The organism is Bradyrhizobium sp. Kon37 (assembly GCF_055807535.1).
The window spans coordinates 1-20,819 of record NZ_JBVVOY010000026.1; the positions used below are offsets into that span (position 1 = coordinate 1).

General features: G+C 58.0%; 11 protein-coding genes and 3 pseudogenes. 5 read left to right on the top strand and 9 right to left on the bottom strand.

From position 1 onward, the window contains the following. From AC0L3J_RS31555 to AC0L3J_RS31565, 3 genes and pseudogenes are all read left to right on the top strand, one after another. Positions 1-543 (top strand): annotated as a pseudogene (locus AC0L3J_RS31555) (integrase core domain-containing protein); the annotation flags it as partial. A 1,673-nt stretch (positions 544-2,216) separates the two neighbouring features. Further along, complete coding sequence (locus AC0L3J_RS31560; protein ID WP_473349632.1) at positions 2,217-2,477, top strand: hypothetical protein; 261 nt, start codon at positions 2,217-2,219, stop codon at positions 2,475-2,477. Positions 2,478-3,051: 574 nt separating this feature from the next. Beyond that, positions 3,052-3,281, top strand: a pseudogene (locus tag AC0L3J_RS31565) (IS110 family transposase); the annotation flags it as partial. Between the two features lie 550 nt (positions 3,282-3,831). Here the strand turns inward: AC0L3J_RS31565 and AC0L3J_RS31570 are convergent. The 6 genes and pseudogenes from AC0L3J_RS31570 to AC0L3J_RS31595 form a co-directional block, all read right to left on the bottom strand. Next, positions 3,832-4,830, bottom strand: a complete 999-nt coding sequence (locus AC0L3J_RS31570) for an NAD(P)H-dependent flavin oxidoreductase (RefSeq protein ID WP_473349633.1) — start codon at positions 4,828-4,830, stop codon at positions 3,832-3,834. Between the two features lie 1,309 nt (positions 4,831-6,139). Further along, the gene (locus tag AC0L3J_RS31575; protein ID WP_085383231.1) at positions 6,140-7,060 is read right to left on the bottom strand and encodes a MaoC/PaaZ C-terminal domain-containing protein; all 921 of its coding nucleotides are present in this window, start codon (positions 7,058-7,060) and stop codon (positions 6,140-6,142) included. Positions 7,061-7,315: 255 nt separating this feature from the next. After that, positions 7,316-8,368, bottom strand: coding sequence for a KamA family radical SAM protein (locus AC0L3J_RS31580; RefSeq protein ID WP_085383232.1), 1,053 nt, complete (start codon positions 8,366-8,368; stop codon positions 7,316-7,318). A gap of 551 nt (positions 8,369-8,919) precedes the next feature. Next, positions 8,920-10,224, bottom strand: a pseudogene (locus AC0L3J_RS31585) (IS5 family transposase). Positions 10,225-10,517: 293 nt separating this feature from the next. Continuing rightward, complete coding sequence (locus AC0L3J_RS31590; RefSeq protein ID WP_143273761.1) at positions 10,518-11,219, bottom strand: hypothetical protein; 702 nt, start codon at positions 11,217-11,219, stop codon at positions 10,518-10,520. Positions 11,220-12,239: 1,020 nt separating this feature from the next. Next, positions 12,240-13,757 (bottom strand): porin, encoded by a 1,518-nt coding sequence (locus tag AC0L3J_RS31595; protein WP_085383233.1) that lies wholly within the window; start codon positions 13,755-13,757, stop codon positions 12,240-12,242. A gap of 459 nt (positions 13,758-14,216) precedes the next feature. Here AC0L3J_RS31595 and AC0L3J_RS31600 point away from each other — a divergent pair, with 459 nt between their 5' ends. Next, positions 14,217-14,699, top strand: a complete 483-nt coding sequence (locus tag AC0L3J_RS31600; protein WP_473349634.1) for a MarR family winged helix-turn-helix transcriptional regulator — start codon at positions 14,217-14,219, stop codon at positions 14,697-14,699. 1,273 nt (positions 14,700-15,972) lie between these two features. After that, complete coding sequence (locus AC0L3J_RS31605; RefSeq protein WP_085384576.1) at positions 15,973-16,749, top strand: SDR family NAD(P)-dependent oxidoreductase; 777 nt, start codon at positions 15,973-15,975, stop codon at positions 16,747-16,749. A 266-nt stretch (positions 16,750-17,015) separates the two neighbouring features. Here AC0L3J_RS31605 and AC0L3J_RS31610 read toward each other — a convergent pair whose 3' ends face one another. The 3 genes from AC0L3J_RS31610 to AC0L3J_RS31620 form a co-directional block, all read right to left on the bottom strand. Further along, a complete protein-coding gene (locus AC0L3J_RS31610) occupies positions 17,016-17,900 on the bottom strand; it encodes a MaoC/PaaZ C-terminal domain-containing protein (protein ID WP_473349635.1) in 885 nt (294 codons plus the stop codon). Between the two features lie 189 nt (positions 17,901-18,089). After that, positions 18,090-18,962 (bottom strand): SDR family NAD(P)-dependent oxidoreductase, encoded by an 873-nt coding sequence (locus AC0L3J_RS31615; RefSeq protein WP_085384585.1) that lies wholly within the window; start codon positions 18,960-18,962, stop codon positions 18,090-18,092. Positions 18,963-19,269: 307 nt separating this feature from the next. Then, positions 19,270-20,757 (bottom strand): AMP-binding protein, encoded by a 1,488-nt coding sequence (locus AC0L3J_RS31620; protein WP_473349636.1) that lies wholly within the window; start codon positions 20,755-20,757, stop codon positions 19,270-19,272. Between the last annotated feature and the right edge of the window lie 62 nt (positions 20,758-20,819).

Below are 20,819 nucleotides of genomic sequence, written 5' to 3' on the forward strand. Positions count from 1 at the left end.
TGCCCGTTGGTCGCTGGATTTTGTCCATGACCAGTTTGCCAATGGGCGCCGGTTCCGGATCCTCAACATCGTCGATGACGTGACCCGGGAATGCCTGGCGGCGATCCCCGATACTTCGATCCCGGGACGGCGGGTGGCGCGCGAGCTGACGGCGTTGATTGGTCGCCGCGGCAAGCCTGGCATGATCGTCTCGGACAACGGCACCGAGTTCACCTGCAACGCCATTCTGACTTGTCAGAGGACAACCAGATTGCCTGGCACTTTATCGCGCCAGGCAAACCGATGCAGAACGGCTTCTGTGAAAGCTTCAACGGCCGGATGCGAGACGAGCTTCTCAACGAAACCCTGTTCTTCGGCCTTGATCACGCCCGAACCAGGATTGCGGCGTGGGCCCATGACTACAATAGCCACCGCCCGCATTCGTCGCTGGGCTATCTGACACCCGCGGCCTATTCCGCCACCTCACCGCAACGTGCGACCGGCTGCGCAACCCCGACCAGCTCCGCCGATCGCACGTTGCTCACCCCGCGCCAAACGGCGTAACATCCGCCGAGACTCTAATCGCCAATGGATGAAAGTTCAGCGGCAGGTCACTGCCTTTAAGGCCGACGATTATGGCGCGCATTATCGACAAATAGAGGATCGCTCGACAACTTGAATGTCTGGCTACGGTGGGGCTACAAGCCGAACGTTGTGGGCGACGCTACGGCAACCTTGGCACGCGGGTCATCGAGCGTGAGCGAGAAGTTTTCGTTGAGCAGTTCATCGCGCCTGCGGTTGGTGAAGCTCCCGATCAAGGCTTTCTGCACGGGTAGCGCGATGTAGGCGGAACGATCATAATTTCTCGAGCTACCGAAAATGTTTGCTGACTAACACCGATGTCGTGAATCTCCCCTCCTGAAAGATCATCCAAGCTCCGAGCAGCGGCGACCCGGCGCGCGTCATGACTAAGAACCTCGAAACTCGTTGAGCCCGGCCAGCCCCCGAACCCAAGATATTCAAGACCCGCGCCAAACGAGGCTGGTCTTTGTGATTATCTATAGCGGTTTGGCCGACGCAAGAAATTGACTACAACATTTGACTAAACTGGCCGCGAAGGACGTTTGACACGATCTGCTCGCCGCAAAATTCGACCTGATGAAGTTTACTCCGGCGAAGCACATTCTGGACACCGCGATGAAGACGGGGAATTGCACACCTGGGGACATGTGATTGAAAGCAGTTCTGGCACTTTCGCCCTCGCCTTCGCAATCCTATGTTCGTTAAATGGACTGCGCCTCACCCTCTTTACAGGCCCGACATCCAATATCGTGCGGTGGCGACTACAAAGTCTGGGCGCCACGTCGCATACCGTCAACGCTAGTAAGAACTGCGAGGGGAGGAATTCAGCAGGCGCATCTAGAGGAACTCGCCAAGTTGCGCCGGTCCATATCAGATACCTTCTGGCCGCAACAATACACAAACCCGTTGAACTCCCTTTCATCGTTCGATTGCTGAACGTGCGCTCCTGAGGCAGCCAAAAATCGATGCAGTCGTTGGCACAGTCGGCAGCGGAGGATCACTCTTTGTAGTTGCTTCCGTATTGCAACGCAAGAACGCGAAACTGCTTCATTGGATACCGGTGCCGATAATGGTGCGAAAGTCCATCGTTTTCATCAACGTACCGGAATGCTTGTTGGCCTATGGAGCGGTGCTGCTCTAATCGTTGCGGATTGGCGTGCCGCTCAGAAGCCCTCGCAGAACGTACTGACTATTCTGCCTGACGACGGCGTTGTAGAGACCATGACCCAAGATGGTTGCAGAACTGGAATGAGGATCTAATTCGGGATTGGGAGGAACCAACAGATATCACTTCTTTGCAAGATATCACTTCTTTGCAAGAGGTATCTGAGGGATGGTGCCGATTTAAATGGGCTCGGCGCAAGTACCAGGATGTAATCGGCAGCGATCCCGCACCTCGACCTGCTGGGTACAACCCTTAGTGTGCCTTCGCGCTTACTTGGACTGAGAGGTGTCGCACGCCATGGCAAACTCCCCCCCTCATATTGCCTCAGATGAGAATGTTGCCGAAGGGGACCCCATTGTTTCCAGATTCGACTTGCCACGAGTCCGAGCAAGCCGCTCGCGAAGCACAGCGCTGTAGCGAGCGAGCGGTTTGAGGTGATTAGGCGGAGGTAGCTGTCAGGGCGCGGACCTCAGGGACGGAGTGTGGGTCGATGCCTAACTTGATCTCTGCTTTGTTGATGAGCTGTCGAGTGGCCTTTGAACGCCAATTCTTCACCAGCAGCTGTGATGTCCCCTTGGGCTCAATCCAGTTTCAAGTTCGTTCTGGTCCTTGTCCCTGGTCAGAACGAACTTCAAACCGGATCAACCCGCGGGCAACGGCAACGCTGATCCTGCTGTGCGAACGTGAGATGGCGCGCAAGGATCGTCGCCGTATCGATATGGCGCTGAAGCTTGCACACTTCCGACGGTGAACGAGCTTGCGGCCTTCGACTTGGAGGCGCAGCCCTGGATTCGGTTCAAAGCAGATCTGCGACCTGCCCGTTGTCACGATGGATCGACAACGTACTGCCGCTCGCGCCGCCCGCGTCAGTAAGACTCAATTGTCGACCGCGCACGAGCGAGCGGCGATCCTGGCCGCAAACACGGTGCTGGTCGCTAGCTTAGCCAGGGTTCATGCGAGCGACGTCTGGACGACAAACTGCCCGCGCTGTCGAAGACAAAGCTGCTGCTCGTCGACGAACTCGGCTCCTGCCGTTGGAGCCCGAGGCGTCGCATCTGTCTTTCCAGCTAGTCAGCCGCCGCTACGAAACCGGCGCCACGCTGATCACGTTAAACCGCAGCGTTGCCGAATGGGCACCGCGTTCGCCGATCCCGTGGTCGCCACTGCGATCCTCGACCGACTCGTGCACCACAGGCACGTGCTGACGTCCGCGGCGACAGCTACCGGGTCCGTGCCAAGCGAAAGATCCGCCTCATCAGGCCCCCCGCCGCTGTCGGCCCCGTGGTCGGCTCGACGCAAGGTAGGCAGTTCCGAATGGCCTTCGGATGCGCAGAATCATTGAACGGATCGCCAGGCAGTTTGGATAGTGTGCATTTCTGTTATGAGCCGGTCCGACTGGCCATGACCTTTATCGCCTGATCCGCTCGCTCGGTTATGAGTGCGCCGTGGTAGCGCGGTCGCCGATCCCGAAGGAGCCCGGTGATCGGGTGAAGGCGAACCACCGGGACGTAGTTTCCCTCGCAGGTTGCTACGAACCGGCGAGCTGACGGCTTTGGCACTCCGATCCCGGCACGGTATACTGCCACAACTGCGCTTAAACTAGGCGGCGGCAAGTGATGGCAGAAGCAGCCCGATCCTCTCAAGATGATTTACTCCTGCTGTGGCGGCCCGTTAGGCAAAGCGAGGACTCTTTGACTTCTTATCCGGGAGACGCGGGCCGCCCGGTGCACGAAGGATTGTCCGTGAAATCAGACCTAAGCAAAATGCGAATCAGAACTAGTTCTACAGATGAAAGTCAGTCGGGCCCGACTTAGGCGATCTGCCTTGTGGCGGTTAATGCCTGCTCGCTTCAATCTCGAAGACCCCAAAACTCCGACGGATAGGAGGTCTCCTAATATATAAGCGCCTTAACCATGGGTGCCGTTTTGGGACGAAAATGGCTGTGTAAAATTTCAGGAATGCTCACGAACTGTGATCGAGAGCTTCTGATAGCTTGGCACGACGTGATGTTCGCCGATGGGAACATCGTTTGCTTCCAGGCAAGCAAGAACATCCTGGTCTGTTTCCTGACCGCGTCATTCGACACCCCAGAATGGACGCACAGTTTACCGTTGCGGTGGCAACATAGGAATGGAAGCAGCGTTCAGCAACGCAGCTCCGTATTCTCCTGCAATTTCCTTAACAAGCTCCGCAGCCCCCATGACCGAGCGCACACCTGACACCGAATGACCGGCACACCAGACATTGTCCCAACGCAGCGGGCCTTCACAAGAGGTCACAGTGCCAGCTCTCTGCTTTGCGCGCGCCTCGGACACTGACTCGTCAACTCTTGAAGGATCGAGACCGGCCGCGACGATTGAGCTCTTCAGCACGTTCGCATTGAGTCCCCAAAATGCGCTGGTTAAGACGATGTCATCAAGCGTGCTATCGAGCAACATCTGCCGATAGGCGGCGCTTGCCATGCTTTCCCAGGTGGCTATGAAGCGAGTACCCATGCAAGCGAGATCGCACCCAAGCATCCGGGCCGCCGCTAGTGAACTGCCATCGGTGATGCCGCCCGCAAGTACAATCGGACCATCAAATATGGCGCGGACTGAGCGAACAAAAGCAAACGGATTGGCCCACCCGGTATGGCCTCCCGCGCCGGCGGCCAGCAAAATCAAGCCGTCCGCACCGGCTTCGATCGCCTTTTCCGCGTGGTGCAGCGAGGCGACGTCGGCAAGCACGAGGCAGCCGATTTCGTGCAAGGGATCAACTGCCGCGGCCGGCGATCCCACGCTCGTAATGGCAATCTCCACCTTGTGACGTACAAGGCAGGCAAGATCATCCTTGAACCGTCTGTGACGGATCATAAGCGTTGGGCAGTGCGGCGCAACAGGGTGATCCAAGTTTGTGAGATCATGTTCAATCCGGACCAGCCAATGATCGAGCTCCTCAACCGATCGGGCGTTGGTGGTGGGAAACGCGCCGACGGCTCCCGAACGGCAGACGGTAGTCACAAGATCCACCCCGGATACCTCGGCCATGGGCGCGATGATCAGGGGTACAGTCAGCCGGGAAGAAAGAGCACCGGGCAGCCTGTCACTTTCGTAACGTGTAGTCACGGCTATCGTCCTTTCAGCTGAAGCGCATTTCGACAGAGAGGTCTTCCGACTTTCCTGCCGCTTTTTTGGGTCAACGTCGCATCGACAGCTAGCACTTGCGACATCGGTGAAGGATGGCTAGCATCACCTAGTGAGAGTCGAGTAAGCGATTGGCGAGTTCGAGACAGACCGGCGTCGATGCGCCAATCGACTGTAAGTCCAGCAGACAAGGCGTTGTTTGTGCCCGCCGGCGACCACAACTTCCGATTTGCATCGCGAAACTCCTGAAGGCCGTTTGAGCAACCTGACGCCTATTTAGTGGCATGCTCATGCAATCCATTCAATTGCCGACCTTGGGAGTTGACTATAGTGCAGATGATAACTCAGTTGCTGGTTGAGCTACACGAGCATCGGGCCGTCGTGGCGCTGGCCTGCAGGATGCCGACATACCGTGCCAGATGCTGAGGGCGACACTCGCCCCTGCGGTCACGCGAGTAGTAGAACATCGTCGTCGGTGGGCACGCGCCTTCTAAAGGCCCGTAAACCCAAGCCGGTCCGTGTCTGCCGCTTCCTTGGCCGGCACCCACACGCTTGTATCACCGCCATGAAGGCGATCGGCCGCCATCACATGCAGGCGCAGCAAGGGATCGTACCAGGGCATGCTCGATAGTGCGATCGACAGCTTAGCGCTTGGCCCACGACTCAGCGGCTCATGCCGCCCACGGCGTTGCGTGCTGAGCCTTCACAATCACGCCGGGAACAGTTCAAGCGGCAGCGCCAACGAGCACCACCCGCTTCCGAGTGACGTGCTCGAGGAAGATCTGTTGGTCGTCACGCTTGCGCATGAATCCTCACCCCCTCTTCATCGTCGCGACGGTCCGTTCCGCCCCGAGCAACGAGTTCCGTAAGCGACTCCTTCAGCGGCAACGTCATCCGGAACAGCGTCACGGCATGCATGTGACGCCGTGAATCACAGCGTAGATCGGGCCCGAGATGCGGTAACCGCAAATTGCTTCAGTCAGCGCACCCTTTCGCCAACTCAGGTCCGGTTCTGCCAGTCAAGCGCCCTTGGCGACGGCATCGGACTATACCCATGAGAATGACGACGCGGTGACAACTTTTAAGCGACCCTGCGCCTGCAAGGCGCCGCGAGCCCCATCGTGTGAACCAGTTTCTCCTAAGGAACATTTTTGCAGGTATGGCAGCATTCACGCGGAGAAGCGAGTCGCTAGGCTGAGGACTTTAGCTGCAGTCGCGCCAATTATCCGCGCGCGGCGATGTATTAGTCGACCTGCAAGCATCGCCGCAAGAGAGTCGGGAGACGATGGGACTAGTAAAACGGTTCAGAAGCTACAGGCGCACGCGCCGAGGAGCGCAGCTCTGTCTTGCCATTCTTGATCACCGTCGTGCCGCGATCAATCACACGGGCCTCGAACGAGATCACATTGCCATCTTTCCAGAGGTCGACCATTATAGTGTCGCCGGGAAAGACGGGCGCCGAGAAGCGCGCCTGATGGCTCATGATCATCGTAGGGTCATACCCGCAGAACGTCTGCAGCACGGCGCGGCAGGTAATGCCGAATGTGCACAGACCATGTAGGATGGGCCGCGCGAAGCCGGCCCGTTTCGCGAAATCGGGATCGGAGTGCAGCGGATTGAGGTCGCCGTTCAGCCTATATAGGAGGGCTTGGTCCGGTCTGGTATCGAACGAGACCAGCACATCTGGCTTGCGTGTGGGGACAAGGTGCGGCTCAGGTCCGCCTTGCGATGGCCCGCCGAACCCGCCGTCGGCACGGGCGAAGGTTGAGTCGGTCAGGGTGGCGACCTTCTCACCATTCTCGTCGGTCCACACAGTCTCGTCGACGACGACTGCGCCCTTTTCTTTGCCTTTGTCATAAGCGTCGATCGTACGAGTCGCGGCCGTAAACGTGCCGAACGACGGCAACGGCTTGTGTTGTTCGATTTTCTGCTCACCATGCACTAGCATCCCTAGATTCAGCTCACTCGTCCGAAGACACGGCCTCTGACTTGGCGGGGGGCCGGAGCGCTGTACGCCGGCTGACGCGAGGACCGTGGCCGCGGTGGGCAAGACCCTGATATCCTTCTCACAGACGAACGGTAATTCGCGCTGGTCCATTGGATCGCGCCCCATGCCGACCCCTAGCGAATACAGCAAGACATCCTTGTGGCTATAGGTAAAAGTGCGTGGGCGTTTTTTTTGTTCCAGGATATCAGGATAATAGATTGGCACTAAAGCTCCTACAGAGGTTTAGGTCTCACTAGGGGTTCGCGTTCTCGTCGGAGACAGCGAGCGTTTCATGATCGTTGGAATGCCGTACAGCGTACCCATTAATTGCGCGCTTCCCTACAGAGTGAGAAACTCGATATGGCGCGGATACAACGCTGCGCAAATGACTGGCGGCGTTGGAATCGCGCTATGTTGCGAAGCTTTGTCTTGCGCCCACCGTTCCTCCATCGGAAATCAGCATTGCTGTTGCCTCGATTCTCATTTTTCGGGCAAATCGTCCAACCAGCAGGCATTCTCGACGTACGCCCGAGAAAAGATCTTGCCGATCTTTTCCGGAGATTTACTTTGATGATATCGCATATACACGCGGCCATCGTCTCCCAAGGCGAGGATCTCGATCTTTCCTGTGTCATGCGACATGATGTATTTGAAGGTCTTATGGATACCGCTGAGACGTTGGTTGATGCCGCGCGTAATCTCCAGTCCGCGGCGTAACGCAACCTGGAAGTGCGATCCGCCCTTCACTGGCCGCCCCTGGAAGAGATAATAAGGGCGAACTCCGATTTGATGACATCTGGTGAAGGTCGCAGCCAAGACCTGCGGATCATCGTTGACTTTCGCAAGAAGCACAGACTGGTTCAGGAATTGCACGTGCTGTGTACCCAAAGAACGGATTCTACGTTCCGCGTCGACCGAGATCTCACCGATGTGATCGAAATGAGTAACGATTGTTGCTGTCTTGCCTGCCTGACTGATCCTTTGAAACAAAGACAGCAGAGCGGGATCGTCAAACCGTCTGGGTTCATAGGCGACCATCTTCGTGCCGAATCGAATGGAATCCAAATGTGCAATCGGCAGCAAATGATCAAGAATCTCATTGAGCTTGGCAGTGCTGAGCACGAACGGGTCGCCTCCCGAGAGCAGCACGTTCGTCATCTCGGGATGCTGGCCAATATATTGCGCAACCTGAGCGAAATCGGATGCAATTTCATCGGACTTCCTTCCGACCATGCGCTTGCGAAAGCAGTAGCGGCAATACGAAGCGCAACGGTCCGTTACCAACAACAACCCGGTCTGAGCGTACTTGTGCTGGAGACCAGGCACCACGGTGTTGGCGTGCTCGCCGCTCGTATCTAAGCTGCCACGAGTCTCGAACTCCTCGATCGACGGCTCCACAACCCGTCTAAGCTGCTCGTAATAACCGCCTTTGGTGATCTGTTCACGATAGAACCTTGTGACTTGATGACGTGTGATGTTGTTGACCTGCAACTCACCCTCGCTAACGGCGCGCATCCCTTCGATGAATTTCATGACCGTTCTTTCTTAGAAGCAGCAAGTAAGCTACGCTTGTCGTTTCTGGTACCTCATTCCCATGAGGGATGAGCTGACTCTTACCCGCAGGACGAGCTAGTCACCTGCGGTACAGCATCGCTAATATCCCGGAAAGCTACCTACTCTGGTGGAGAATATGAGGCGCGATATTGATGAGGCGGTGTTTGGAAACAGCATTAAACGGCAAAGCGTTCCTGAACGGTAGCGCCCCGGTTGCCCGCGCCTTGCGACAGCGTCGCCGCCGGCCCGACAAGTGACCGACTGGTCATCACCTGCAATCTTGGATCAATGTGAGCCGGTCGCGAGTTCAGGATGCAAAGGAGCACGATGATCTCTCATATCAAAATATTTCATATGCGCGGGCGCCATTCGCAGACGGCAAGCGACCTTCACCTCAGCAATGATCAGAGAGCCGAGGTCCTGACTCATTTGGCGACTGTCTTCGCCTCGTATTGGGATTGTTAAGCCGCGGCGGCCTACTCAGCCCGCCTCCGACCATGCCTCCGCGCGATCGCCTATCTAGTCGTTCGTTAAGAAGCCGAATTAAGCGGGACTGGACAGGCAAACGTTTGCGATAGCTGTATCAGGAAGAGGCACAAGAGTTCTCTGAGCCAGGCGAGGATACGGCGGAAGTTGTAGCCCACTGCTGAGAGCACGACGTTGGCGGCGTCGCCGGCGCGGCCTTTGAGGTAGCCGCGGCCAAGGTGACCTTCGGCCTTCAGGTGCCCGATGATGGGCTCGATGGCGGAGCGGCGCCGCAGCTCGCGCTTCATGCCGCCGAACACGCCGCGCTTCTGGCCCGAAATGAAGACGCGACGGGGATTTTGCGTGTCGCGGCCGCGATATCCCTTATCGACGTAGGCCCGCTTGATCGCACAGCCGGTGAGTGCCTCGGTGCGGTCGATGACGTCCCGCAGGGTATGACCATCGTAGGGATTATCGGGCAGCGACCTGGCGTGCAGCACGAACAGGCCACGGGAGCACGATGGAGGCTTTGACACCGAACTCGTAAGGTGCGGCGGCCTTGCCCTTGCCGACGCACTCCACCTCCGGGACATGAAAGGAATCGAGCTTCCAGCCGCGCTGGCGCTGCTGCTGCGAGCGGATTTGCACGGCCCGGCCAAGCGGGAGGGCGAATGCCTCCTCCAGTGCCGGCTGGCCCTCGATCCTGCGGCGGATGTCGCGGATGATCCGGCCGAGCCGGCTGCGCAGAATGCGCAACTGCCCCTGATGCCGCTTGCATTGCTTGGCATGAGCGTAGCGCCCCGCCATCATTGCCGCGGGCCTGGCAATGCGAACATAGGACTGCCGCTAGCCTGACCCCGTGCCTTCTCGCCAGGCGGTTGAGCCCCTTGATCGCCGCGTGCAGCAGCTTGGCATCGGTCGGGAAGGTGATGGCCTTCGGCGCAGCGTGGTGTCGACCGTGACCGCTTGAGGCCCTGGTCGCGTAACGCGCCGGCCTCGTGCGCCACCCGCAGGCTCTCCGCCAGCAGCAGCTCCAACTTGTCTTCGAGCCGCTTGCACCAATGGCTCAGGTCCAAGCGCTCGTGCGGGAAGGCGTGCTGAAAGAACTCTTCGGTGAAGAACTGGAATATGGCTCGTGAACCCAGCGGTCGCAAACGCCCTCATCGGACAGCCCGTAAGTGTGCTTGAGCAACAGCAGGCCGATCATGAACCGGGTCTCGATTCCGGGCCGGCCTTTCTCTCTCTAGAGCGGCGCGACCTCGCCGTCGATCCACCCCGGCGAGCTGAACCAGCTCGTGCTTCATGATCTGGTCCAGCCGTGCCCGGAACACATTGTTCGATCCCGTCGTCCTGTGCTTCTTCGGTCGCATTGGCCCCTCCGATGCACCATAGAATCATGGTCCGCAGCGAAAGGGAATCCACAAACGAAAATTGCAAGGTCTGGGGGCTCAAGCCCCAATCCCTGCAATCTCAAATGCCGCCGCAGCCGGAAAACTGACTCCTGCTCCATCGCTTAGAGCCTTGTTCACGGACGACTATCGACGTTGAGGCATCAAAGGCGCGCGTTCTTGTGGGTGCTCATTTGGCTCTCTCAGTAGAACACAGAAGCTTCGGCGGCCTCGATCTTCGGCTCAGACCAGATGGAAAACCTCCTAAACCTAAGTCATGAAGCAAGTGCGGGCTTCGTGCTGTCACAAGGATCGACGGTGCGCCTCAACTCCTCTCGCGTCATCCACATAAGCCAGTTCTCCTCGGAGACGTTCTCGTCTACCAACTGCAATATGGCCCCACCAGGTTCGCAATGCGGTGGATTGTGGACACCCTTATCCAGGGTCCAGCGCCGTCCAAACCAACATAGGAAGTCAGGGTCCCACATGCCAAGAGTGATCCCAGCTACTATTCCCCCGATACTTTTTGGTATACCTTGTCCTCTAAAGTCGCTGCGGACCCAGAGGTCCCCGTGATAGGCGACCTTACCTGTAATCTTCCTTGCGCTGGGCGCCGTGCAGATGCAACGATCTTCGGGATGTGCTTGCTTTTCAGGTTCACCGTAGAAGAGCTTCAATGATTGAAGATGTTCTCCCAAATTGCTGTGCTGAAGGTTAAACAGCCGAGCAGCCTCAAGATACACAACTTCGTTCTTTTTGTTGTAGCCGATGATCCAGTATCCCTCATGCAAGTCTATTGGAGAGCACTCTGGCCGGAAAACTGGTTGGGTCGGGTGCTTTGTTGCTGTGGCTCGCGTGATCGACACATACTGGTGAAAATCGAATCCTATCGAAAGCCTAATGCCTCGTTCCGCAGCGGCATCGTCATATACTCGAAGATATCGAGCCACTTGCAACAAATTGACTGCACTACTCATTTGCACACCATTTTGCAATCCTGATGGACCACTACAAGCGTGGCAAATCATGGTACTCTGCTGGCGATGAATCGACAGCTACCTACTTTTATAGGAACTCTCGCACCGAAGTTGACACGCCTCAATTCCCTCTTTTTTACAGAACGGGGGCTCCGCGAGCGAGAATAGGTCAGATCCTTGCGTGGCAAGTATGGGACTTACCTGCCTGTTGTTTAGCTCGCGGGAAAACGCAGCACGCGCTGCGGCGCGGCAGTCAGGGCAACTGTGGCTTAGCTTTGACGGGCGCAGCGCTCAGCGATGATGCTCTCAATTTCGCCGGCGAAAGGCACCGCTTGTTCGTAAACTGTTTCCAGCCGCCGCTGGCGTCCCCGCAATACGTCCAGCCCGGTTGGCACTTGATGGCCGCAGCTTGCGGAAGGGCCACGCCGCGGTCTCGGGCCGAACGCTAAAACTGAGCCGCAGGCTACGAAGCGCTTCGTCGCGATTGGCCCAGCCGTGGCGAACGCAACTAGCGGAACGGCATTGTCGCACCGAGCCGTCTTGCCGAACTATGCCATTGGCTCAAACGCAATCGCGTCGTCGGCAGCATTCGACGGGGTGCGCTTCTAGAAGGCGAGATCAAGGGGGCCGAGACCGACATGCTGGGCGAGCCGCGCCGCCAGATCCGTGCGCACGTATAGCCGTGCTTCGGGGACGCGAAGCGGTTTTCGCCGAAAGCCGACGCGAACTCACGTTCGAGAAAATCTGCAGGCATGCTATCGACTTGGCCACTGTCGGCTCGGCGACGGACCGGAAATCTGCTTGGTGCTGCATGAATGGCCCGGCGATCACGTCAACATGACGTCGAACCATCGAAGTGCATTGGTCAACGCTAATATGCGGAGCATCGGAAACGTTTTTATGGATCCACTCACGACGCTATTGAATAGGCCCCCGGCGGGCATGCCGGAGGCCTTCTTGGAGGTAGAACCTAGATTATAAGAGCCGTTAATTTCCTCCTTCGAGTTGCCGTTGCAGAAGTCAGAAGTTTCGCTGAGCGCGCAGCAGAAGCACGAGGCTGTTCTGGTCCTTCAGCTCATACACGGCACCGGGCTTGGCGATACCCGCCTGCAACGGAAGCGTCACGGTGCTTCCGCCCGCATACTTCTGATCGAGCATCATGTACGCGAGTTCGCCCGTGAAGGTCAGGTTCTTAACCGGAGTCCACGACGTCTTCGTGCCAACAACTGCATAGTTGAAGTCGGGATTGCACCCGTCAGCGCCAGTCGAAAGTGCCAGGGTCCTGACGAAAGCTCCGCAGATATAGCCCTTAGCCGTGTTGTTGTAGCGTACTGCTGCCCACGCGCCGAAAACGCCAGTATTCCAGTGAGCGTCCCAGTTGTGAGTATAGCCACCATTGAAGCCATAGGTAGTGGTCAGCTCCTGACCAGCACCCGTGACGAACACGGAGTCAGACACACCAGCAATGCCCGCGCTTTGGTAGGCACCTGCGGTGCCCGCCCCGCCGTACATCGCGAAGGTGCTCGACATGTAGTCATGGAAGTTGTACCGGCTCGCGCCGTACGTATAAACACCCGTCAAGTTGATCGTATCCCCGGGACCGGTCGGAAGATTTTTGATTGACAGGGCCAACTGTCCGGCCCAACCCCACTTATCCCCGGGATGGCCGGTCGTTTCGTCGGCGCCATAATAGGCAGCGTGGTTGTCGTGTGCTGCGACCGACGCCTGAAACAGACCCCAGGCTTGGTCAACACGGACCCTCGCCACGAAATCTGGGGCTCGCGTACCGGCGAAATCGTTGGCACCATATGCACCCGTTGCAAGACCTGCGGCTGTTGCGGCGCTCACATTCCAGAGGTTGGTCTGATAATTGGGCGCTTGATCCTGGGCTGAGAACGAAGCCGTAATTCCCTGACCGAAGTCAGCTGTGTACGAAATCTGATTCACCGGGTCCCAACCCGCGGCTCCCGGCAGCTCAAAGCTTTGCGCCGGATATTCGGCCCAAGGCGTTCTGAACTGCGATTCCGCTCTACCGAATGTAAACCCGGCGAACTGAATAAAGGCGTAGTAGATACCGAGTCCGCCGCCAGCGACCTGAGAAGTGAGCGACGAAGTGTAGGCAGTCGCTCCATTTACGCCTGTTGAGCCGGTTCCGCCGTAGGTACCGGTTCTCCAGGTGAAGGCCAGTTCAGCGAACGTCCGAACCGCGCCGTATTCTGTCGCGGTGCGCGTATCGATTTGCAGATCTTGGCGGCTCTGGGTTTGCAAGTAGTTGGTGAGGCGGTTTTGCGCGCCAGCCACACCATTGACCGCTGCATCAAAATCCGAGTTCGTTCCCACCATGGCATCGGCACGCAGATAGCCGCCGATTCTGAGGCACGTATCCGTACCGGGGATGTAGTAGAATCCCGCGCCATAGAGCGAGCAAATCTTCACATATTCGATTGCCTTCGCCTTGACTGGCAGATCGGCTGCCTGCGCCCCGGCGCCCGCGAACATTGCCGCAGAACCGAGGATGAGACCCTTTGTCAGTTTCATCGATGAAGCTCCTAGTTGAAACATCGTTTCCGTCGTCCAGATCCCGCCGCTACTAGCCTGCCCCCACTGGCTGGCTTGGCGGAACGACTTCGAGGCGCCCCCTCTCCGTCAATCGTCCTATAGCGCCACCAATCAATTGCTTCCATTAATTAATTGAGGTGACTAATATTCGGGCCATCACTGTTGCATTTCGGCAACATTTGACGGATCCACCCGCCGCCGACTGCAAAAAAAAGAACCCCGGGGGGCATCCCAGAGGTTCTTCTTGGAGGTTTCGCATGACCTTTAGCAAAAGAGCCTCGTGGTCTGCGCTATTCATATCCCGCATGAATTGCATTTGTCAATTAATTATTGCATGCCGGGTATGTGGCCTCAAATCGCATCAAGACGGCCGCGCGTATTCCGGGTAATGATCTTGCTCTGTGCCTGTCGGGCGCGAACATGTGACGGAAAGACCAAATGGGCGATAAACATCAATTAGATAAGGCTGTTACGGACTTCGTTTGGAACATCGTTGAGATCCACTCCCAGTTGGAGGAGATACACAAAGGGTGGGCCGAGATGATGGGAATAAGCGAGCCCCAATGGTTGATTTTGATGGCTATCGATGAAATCGACGAAGGACGCGGCGTTTCCGGGATTGCGGTGGCAAATAAGCTCCGCATTCACCCCGCCTTCGTTACGAACCAAACAAAGAAGCTTGAGGAGAAAGGCCTGTTGTCCCGCGTGACCTCCCCCGATGACGCACGATTCCTGCAGATCTCACTGACGGAAACGGCACGGGGGGAAATTGCGAGCCTCTCAAACAAAAGGCTTGCACTCAATCTCACGATGTTCGCGGGACTTGATGAGGCATCGCTCGACTATCTCAATAAACGGCTGGCCTCGATCGCGAAAAATAGCCGTTTGGCCTCTCAGAAACTGAGTATTGGCGTATTGTAGGCTTATTCGACCCCGGCTTGGCCGCCTTCGTGAATTGGTTCTGACAGCTCGCTTCTATCGAGAAGCAGCGGAAGCCGAACGTCAATGAGCTTGCACCAACCAGCTGAATCTTCACATTCGACATGAATCGGCACTGTCGTACTATCCATCTTCCTGACTGACATTGCTGCTCAGGCGTGAGCGGCCCAAGGCACGTGTCGTGCTCTCAACGAGCGGACCTACGCCAAAGTTCGGATCCAAAGATCGGGCCTTGCAGCCGACGTGACATTCTGGTGCTCGGCCGGGCACAAACCTACTCGGCTTTCCGGCGCCTCTTAAGTACCGGAGCGCGATTGTCCCTGCTTTCCGCGTTCACCAATTTGATCACCAAATAGTTGCAGCCAGAATTGAAATCCTGGCGCCTATCGGATCGCCCAGTTGATGCCTCGCAGGCTGAAAACGTCAAGCAATGAGGCCGGCCTCTGGTTCAGCTTCACTCTGCTTCGGGCGATGCATGATTCGCTCGGGGGTCGAAAGCGCATGTGCGATGCGCCAGGGCTCGAAAGCCGTAGCTATTGTTCAGCCAATACGTAAGCGCCACCGAAGGCGATTTGGTTATGGCGCTAGCCGAGGTGCATGAGGGGAAAACTAGGGCGCGGGCGTTCACTGCCGCACCGGTTGAATCGCTGGCATTCGTGCGAACGCGGGATTCGGCTGCATCTTTGAAATAACCTCGCTCGTGAGATCTTCATCGGCTCCTCGCCCTTCGAGAACCTCGTTCGGCGAAACGGTGCGAATTCATTTGATCGCCTGACAGAGAGGAGTAGTCGTTCCTAATTAGAGTTGGTGTTCTGCAGAAGCAGGCTGCGGTGGGGGGCCGCCAGATCATGGTCGCCCGGTTATCGGCGAGTGCTTGTCGTCCTTTGAGTGTCTCAGCATCAGCATGTCCGCAAGCAGAGAAGCTCCGCGTTCGTCCGATTTGAGGCGGAACTTCTGCTTACTGAGCTCCTTTTACGGGGCAATTCAACATGATTGGCACGGTATTCTGCTGAGAAGTAAATCCCATGCTGTCTGGATGCTTGGCCTCTAACGTCTCTTGCGCAGTTGCCGTCTCTTTGGGTGGTCTCGCTTGCGTTTGGTGTCGCTGTCATCTCGCAAAGCTTTAGCCGGAGCTTAGCTCACTATCGGAAGCCAGATAGCTGCAACTGCTCGAGTCCGCCGGCGGCACTGAGCGCTAGATTTGCTGAAAGATGATCGCGTCTATTTGACAAGCCAATACGTAGGAGAGAAATGAATGGCAAAATTCGGCAGTGAGAGCCACCAACAGCAGTCCCATCCGCACGGATGGTCGCTCGAGGGCCGTGTCGCGCTCGTGACCGGAGCGACAGGAGGGCTTGGCAAGGCGATCGTGGCTGAATTGTCCGAACGCGGAGCGGACGTGCACAGTGTCGACATGGCGGGCGATGGTGTCTTTCACGCGGACCTTGCCACTGCGAATGGGAACAGGGATATGATCGCCCATGTAATCAAGGCTGCGGGTCGTCTCGACGTCCTGGTATTGAATGCTGGAGTGCAGTTCATGGCTCCCTTCGATCAGTTTCCCGACGCCGAATGGGATCGCCTTAATGCGCTGATGCTGGACGGGCCATTCCACGCGTTGAAGGCTGCATGGCCGGCTCTGACGAAGGTGCCCGGTGGTCGGGTTGTGGTCACGGCTTCAGTTGCCAGCTACGGCGGTGCACGGCAGAAGGTTGCATATTCTGCCGCCAAACATGGAGTTCTTGGGGTCGTCCGTACCGCTGCGCTGGAAGGCGGTGCGCACGGTCTCACCGTGAACGCCGTCGCGCCAGGCTGGATGGATACCCCACTTATGCGCGGTCAGCTGGAAGCTCAGGCAAAGAATCGCGGCATGAGCACAGAAGAGGTGGTGGCAGCCTTCCGAGCCTCGCAGCCCGGCAACCGTTTTGTTGATGTGCGTGAGGTTGCGGCAACTATTGGCTTTCTTGCGAGCCCTTCTGCCTCGGGAATCAGTGGTGAGTGCATCACGATCGATCTTGCTGCAAGTGCCTAAGTCTGCCGCTGCCACGACCCTCCAACTCCAGTTTCCACGCGCTTGGATGCAGGCGGAACTGTAGTGACGGCCCGGGGCTTTGCGCGAGCACAATATATGCTGCTGAGAAGCAGCATCCGAAAGTACGGCAGTTTGCGCCTGAGAAGAGGTACATGGGGTGGATACAGTCGAGCTGCGCTCGTCGAATCAGGGGCACCAGTGTACTGATGATTGCTCTTCCGCTCGACCTAAAAACCCGCTTCAAACTGTTGGTCGGGCGCGCGCGTCTAAGTGCGCAGCACTGTCTTTCCATTCTTGATAACGGTCGCGCCGCGCTCAATCACACGAGCCTCGAACGAGATCACATTTCGGTCCTGCCAGAGATCGACGGTAATGGTCTCACCGGGGAATACGGGCGCTGAAAAGCGCGCTTGGTGGCTCAGGATCTTGGTGGGATCGTAACCGCAGAATGCCTGCAGTACAGCCCAGCAGGTGATGCCGAATGTGCACTGGCCCTGCAGGATGGGGCGTGGAAAGCCGGCCCGCTTGGCAACGCCAGGATCGGAGTGCAGAGGATTAAGGTCGCCGTTTAAGCGATAGAGCAGCGCTTGGTCCGGCCGGGTATCCAATGGGATCGCCAGGTCTGGTTTGCGGGTTGGAACAAGGTGCGGTTTGGGCGCGCCCTCCGGCGGCCCACCGAAGCCGCCATCCCCCCGCGCGAAGTTTGACCCGGTGAGCGTGGCGACCTTCTCCCCCGTTTCGTCGATCCAAACCGTCTCGTCGACGACCACTGCGCCCTTATCTTTGCCTTTGTCGTAGGCCCCGATCGTGCGGCTGGTGGCCGTGAACGTGCCGAAGGATGGCAGCGGCTTATGTAGCTCGACCTTCTGCTCACCATGCACCAGCATCGGCCAATTCAAGTGGCTGATCCGGAGGCCTGGCTTCTGGTTCGGTGCCGGCTCGGAACTGCCTCCTTTGCCCGACGCCAGCGCTGCGACAGCGGTGGGCAAGACCTTGATATCTTTCTTATAGACGAACGGTAACTCGCGCTCGTCCATTGGGTCGCGCCCCATGCCGATTCCAAGCGCGTACAACACCACGTCCTTGTGGCCATAGGTAAAGATGCGAGGCTCGTTCTTCTGCTCCAGGATGTCAGGATAATAAATCGGCATGAAAATATCCTCAGGAAGTTGGACGCAATAGAGATTGGGGTGCTCTTGCGTTGAGTGAAGCGTTCATGCCCCTCGAAGCGGGAAACGCAACGGTCGGTCGTTTCATGGGAGAAGAGGACTTCAGCGTCGCAGGATAGGTCGGATGTGCCACAGGAGGTGACGTCTCGGAGGCCTCGAGCCAGGGCCGGCTCAAGCCTTCGCCGGGAGCCGCTTCAAGTCCGCCGGGAAGAACACCGAGGACGCGTGTGCGGCCACGTCTTGCGCCGTGTAGTGCCCTTTGGGATGAAACCCCTCAGTCGTCAGCATCTTAACTTCTGCGATCTCTTCCCCCGACACAGCGAGAACCTTGCCCGAATGGTCCGCGGCCAACTGAGAGGCCATAAAGAGTACGCCTGGAGCAACGTTCTCGGGGCTAAGGATAGGATCGGGTTCGCCGTCCCGGACACCAGGAATATCTGCCCACATCCGCGTAATCGCGTTTGGTGCCACGCCCATGACGCGAATGCCGTACTTGCGGCCCTCGGTGGAGAGAACTCGTATCAAGCCGTAGATTCCGGCTTTGGCAGCCCCGTAGTTGGCCTGGCCGAAATTCCCGAACAGTCCTGACGTTGAGGACGTCATAATTATGACGCCTGGCCGACCGTTGTCCCTGAGCCACTTCCAAACTGGCAGCGTGCAGCAATAGGTTCCTTTCAGATGAACCTTAATAATGAGGTCCCAGTCCTCCTCCGAGATCTTTGAAAATGTCCGGTCACGCAAGATGCCTGCATTGCAGATCAGGATGTCGACTTGGCCAAAAGCATCGACCGCGGTCCGGAGGATATTTTCCCCACCGGCGGGAGTGGATACATCGTCGCCATTGGCCACCGCGCGCCCGCCTGCCGCTATGATCTCGGCCGCCACTTTTTGGGCAGCGGCGCTCGTGCCGGAGCCATCCAGCGTGCTGCCAAGGTCGTTGACAATGATGGCCGCCCCCTCTTTAGCGAACAGCTTTGCATAAGCCTCGCCGAGCCCACCGCCAGCTCCGGTAATGATCGCCACCTTGCCTTCCAACAGTCCCATCCCATTCTCCTCAAATGTCTGCATTGTGAGCGCTGAGGCGACGCCGAAGCACGGTTGCTTCGGATCTAACGACGCACGCATTGCGAACTGCGAGTTATCATTCCTTTGCTCAGACGACGAAATTGCCTTCATCGACTGATCCGCAAGGCGCCACCGGTGCGCGTCTCGCTCGTCAGCGCTGAGACACCTCGCAGGTGAATTTGGGTCGTCTCTGCAGATCAGCGGCAATGTCGCGTCACACGTCGCGGGCAGAAACCGCGTCAATGCGTCGCCGGCCTCGCCTCTACGGCAAAGCTTTCGGCACCGATTACGTTTGCTTCTCAGGCGGCTTCATGCGGGCGATTCGCTCGTCGCGCAACTGGGTACGGCGCACCTTGCCTGCTTCGTCGCGCAAAGGCTCCTCAACGAATTCGATGGTGCGGGGACGCTTGTAAGTCACCAGCCTGTCGGCGAGATGCGCCAGCAGCGCGTCGGCGGTTAGCCCCGGTCGAGCCTGAACAATGGCGTGAATGGACGCTCCCAAGTCCTCGTGTGGCATGCCGATCACAGCGCTGGACAACACCAGCGGGTGCTCATCAATCGCCGCCTCGACCTCTGCAGGATAGACGTTAGCGCCACCAACCAGAATCATGTCTGTGCGGCGGTCGGCGAGGTACAGATATTGGTCCGCGTCGAAATAGCCGATGTCGCCGAGGCTTTCCCAACCGCCAGGTAGCGAGCGGGCCGTTGCGCCGCGGTAATGATATGAGGGCTGCGAGCCCTCCCCGCGGCGCATGTAAACTTCACCGATCTCGCCCGGTGGCAGTACATTTCCGTCAGGGCCGAAAACCTTCATTTCACCCACGACTACCCGGCCAACTGAGCCGCGATGATCGAGCCACTCGCGTCCGGTGATAGTCGTCCAAGCTTGGCTCTCGGTGCCGGCATAGAGCTCCATGATAACGTCCGGCCCAAACCAACCGATGAAGGCCTCTTTGAGCCAAGGCGGACAGGGCGCAGCCAAGTGCCAGAGCGTCTTCAGTGACGAGATGTCGTAGCGGGCTCGCACCTCCTCGGGCAGCCGCCAGATCCGGCTCATCATAGTAGGAACCAGATAGATCCAACTCACCCTGCGCCGCTCGATCTCGGCGAGCACACCTTCCGCGTCGAATCGCGGCATGAGCACCAAATGGCCATCGTGAGTTATCGCATCCAAGGCGCACCCGAAGGGGCCGTTGTGGTAGAGCGGTGCAGGAATCAGAGCCGCTTCGCCTGGGCGAAAGCGCCAGCCGCCGGGATCATCAGTCGGCTCGGGCGAGGTGAGGCCGGGCAAGCCGGAGAGAATGAGCTTCGGCCTGCCTGTCGAGCCGCCCGAAGTCGCGGCCTGCTTCACTGGGGCCACACGCGACTCCAGCGGTCGATCATCATCTGACAGCGCGAGCAGGTCGCCGGTCGTGACGCGTCGCCGATTAGTCTCCATACCCGGCAAGGCGATCACCACCGGCGGATCGGCCAGGTCAACAATGGCTTGGAGCTCAGCATTGGGCAATCGGAAGGATACAGGCTGGGGCGACGCGCCCAGCTTCCAGACGCCCCAGCAGGCTTCGACGAAGTCGACACTGTTGGGCAAGCCGATAGTGACCAAATCGCCGAGCTTGACGCCCAGCTTCTGCAGCGCGCGCGCGATTCGGTTCGCCCTGGCCTCCAACTGCCTGCACGTGAGGTTGATCTCGCCACAACTCACCGCCGGCGCGTCGGGCGTAGCTTGGGCGCGGCGATACAACTTCTCGCCCAAGGAGATCATTTGTTCAGCCATTTCCGTCCGACCTCGCCTTCACTCGAGCCGGGTTGCCCGACTAGCATTCGCCCGCTGCCATA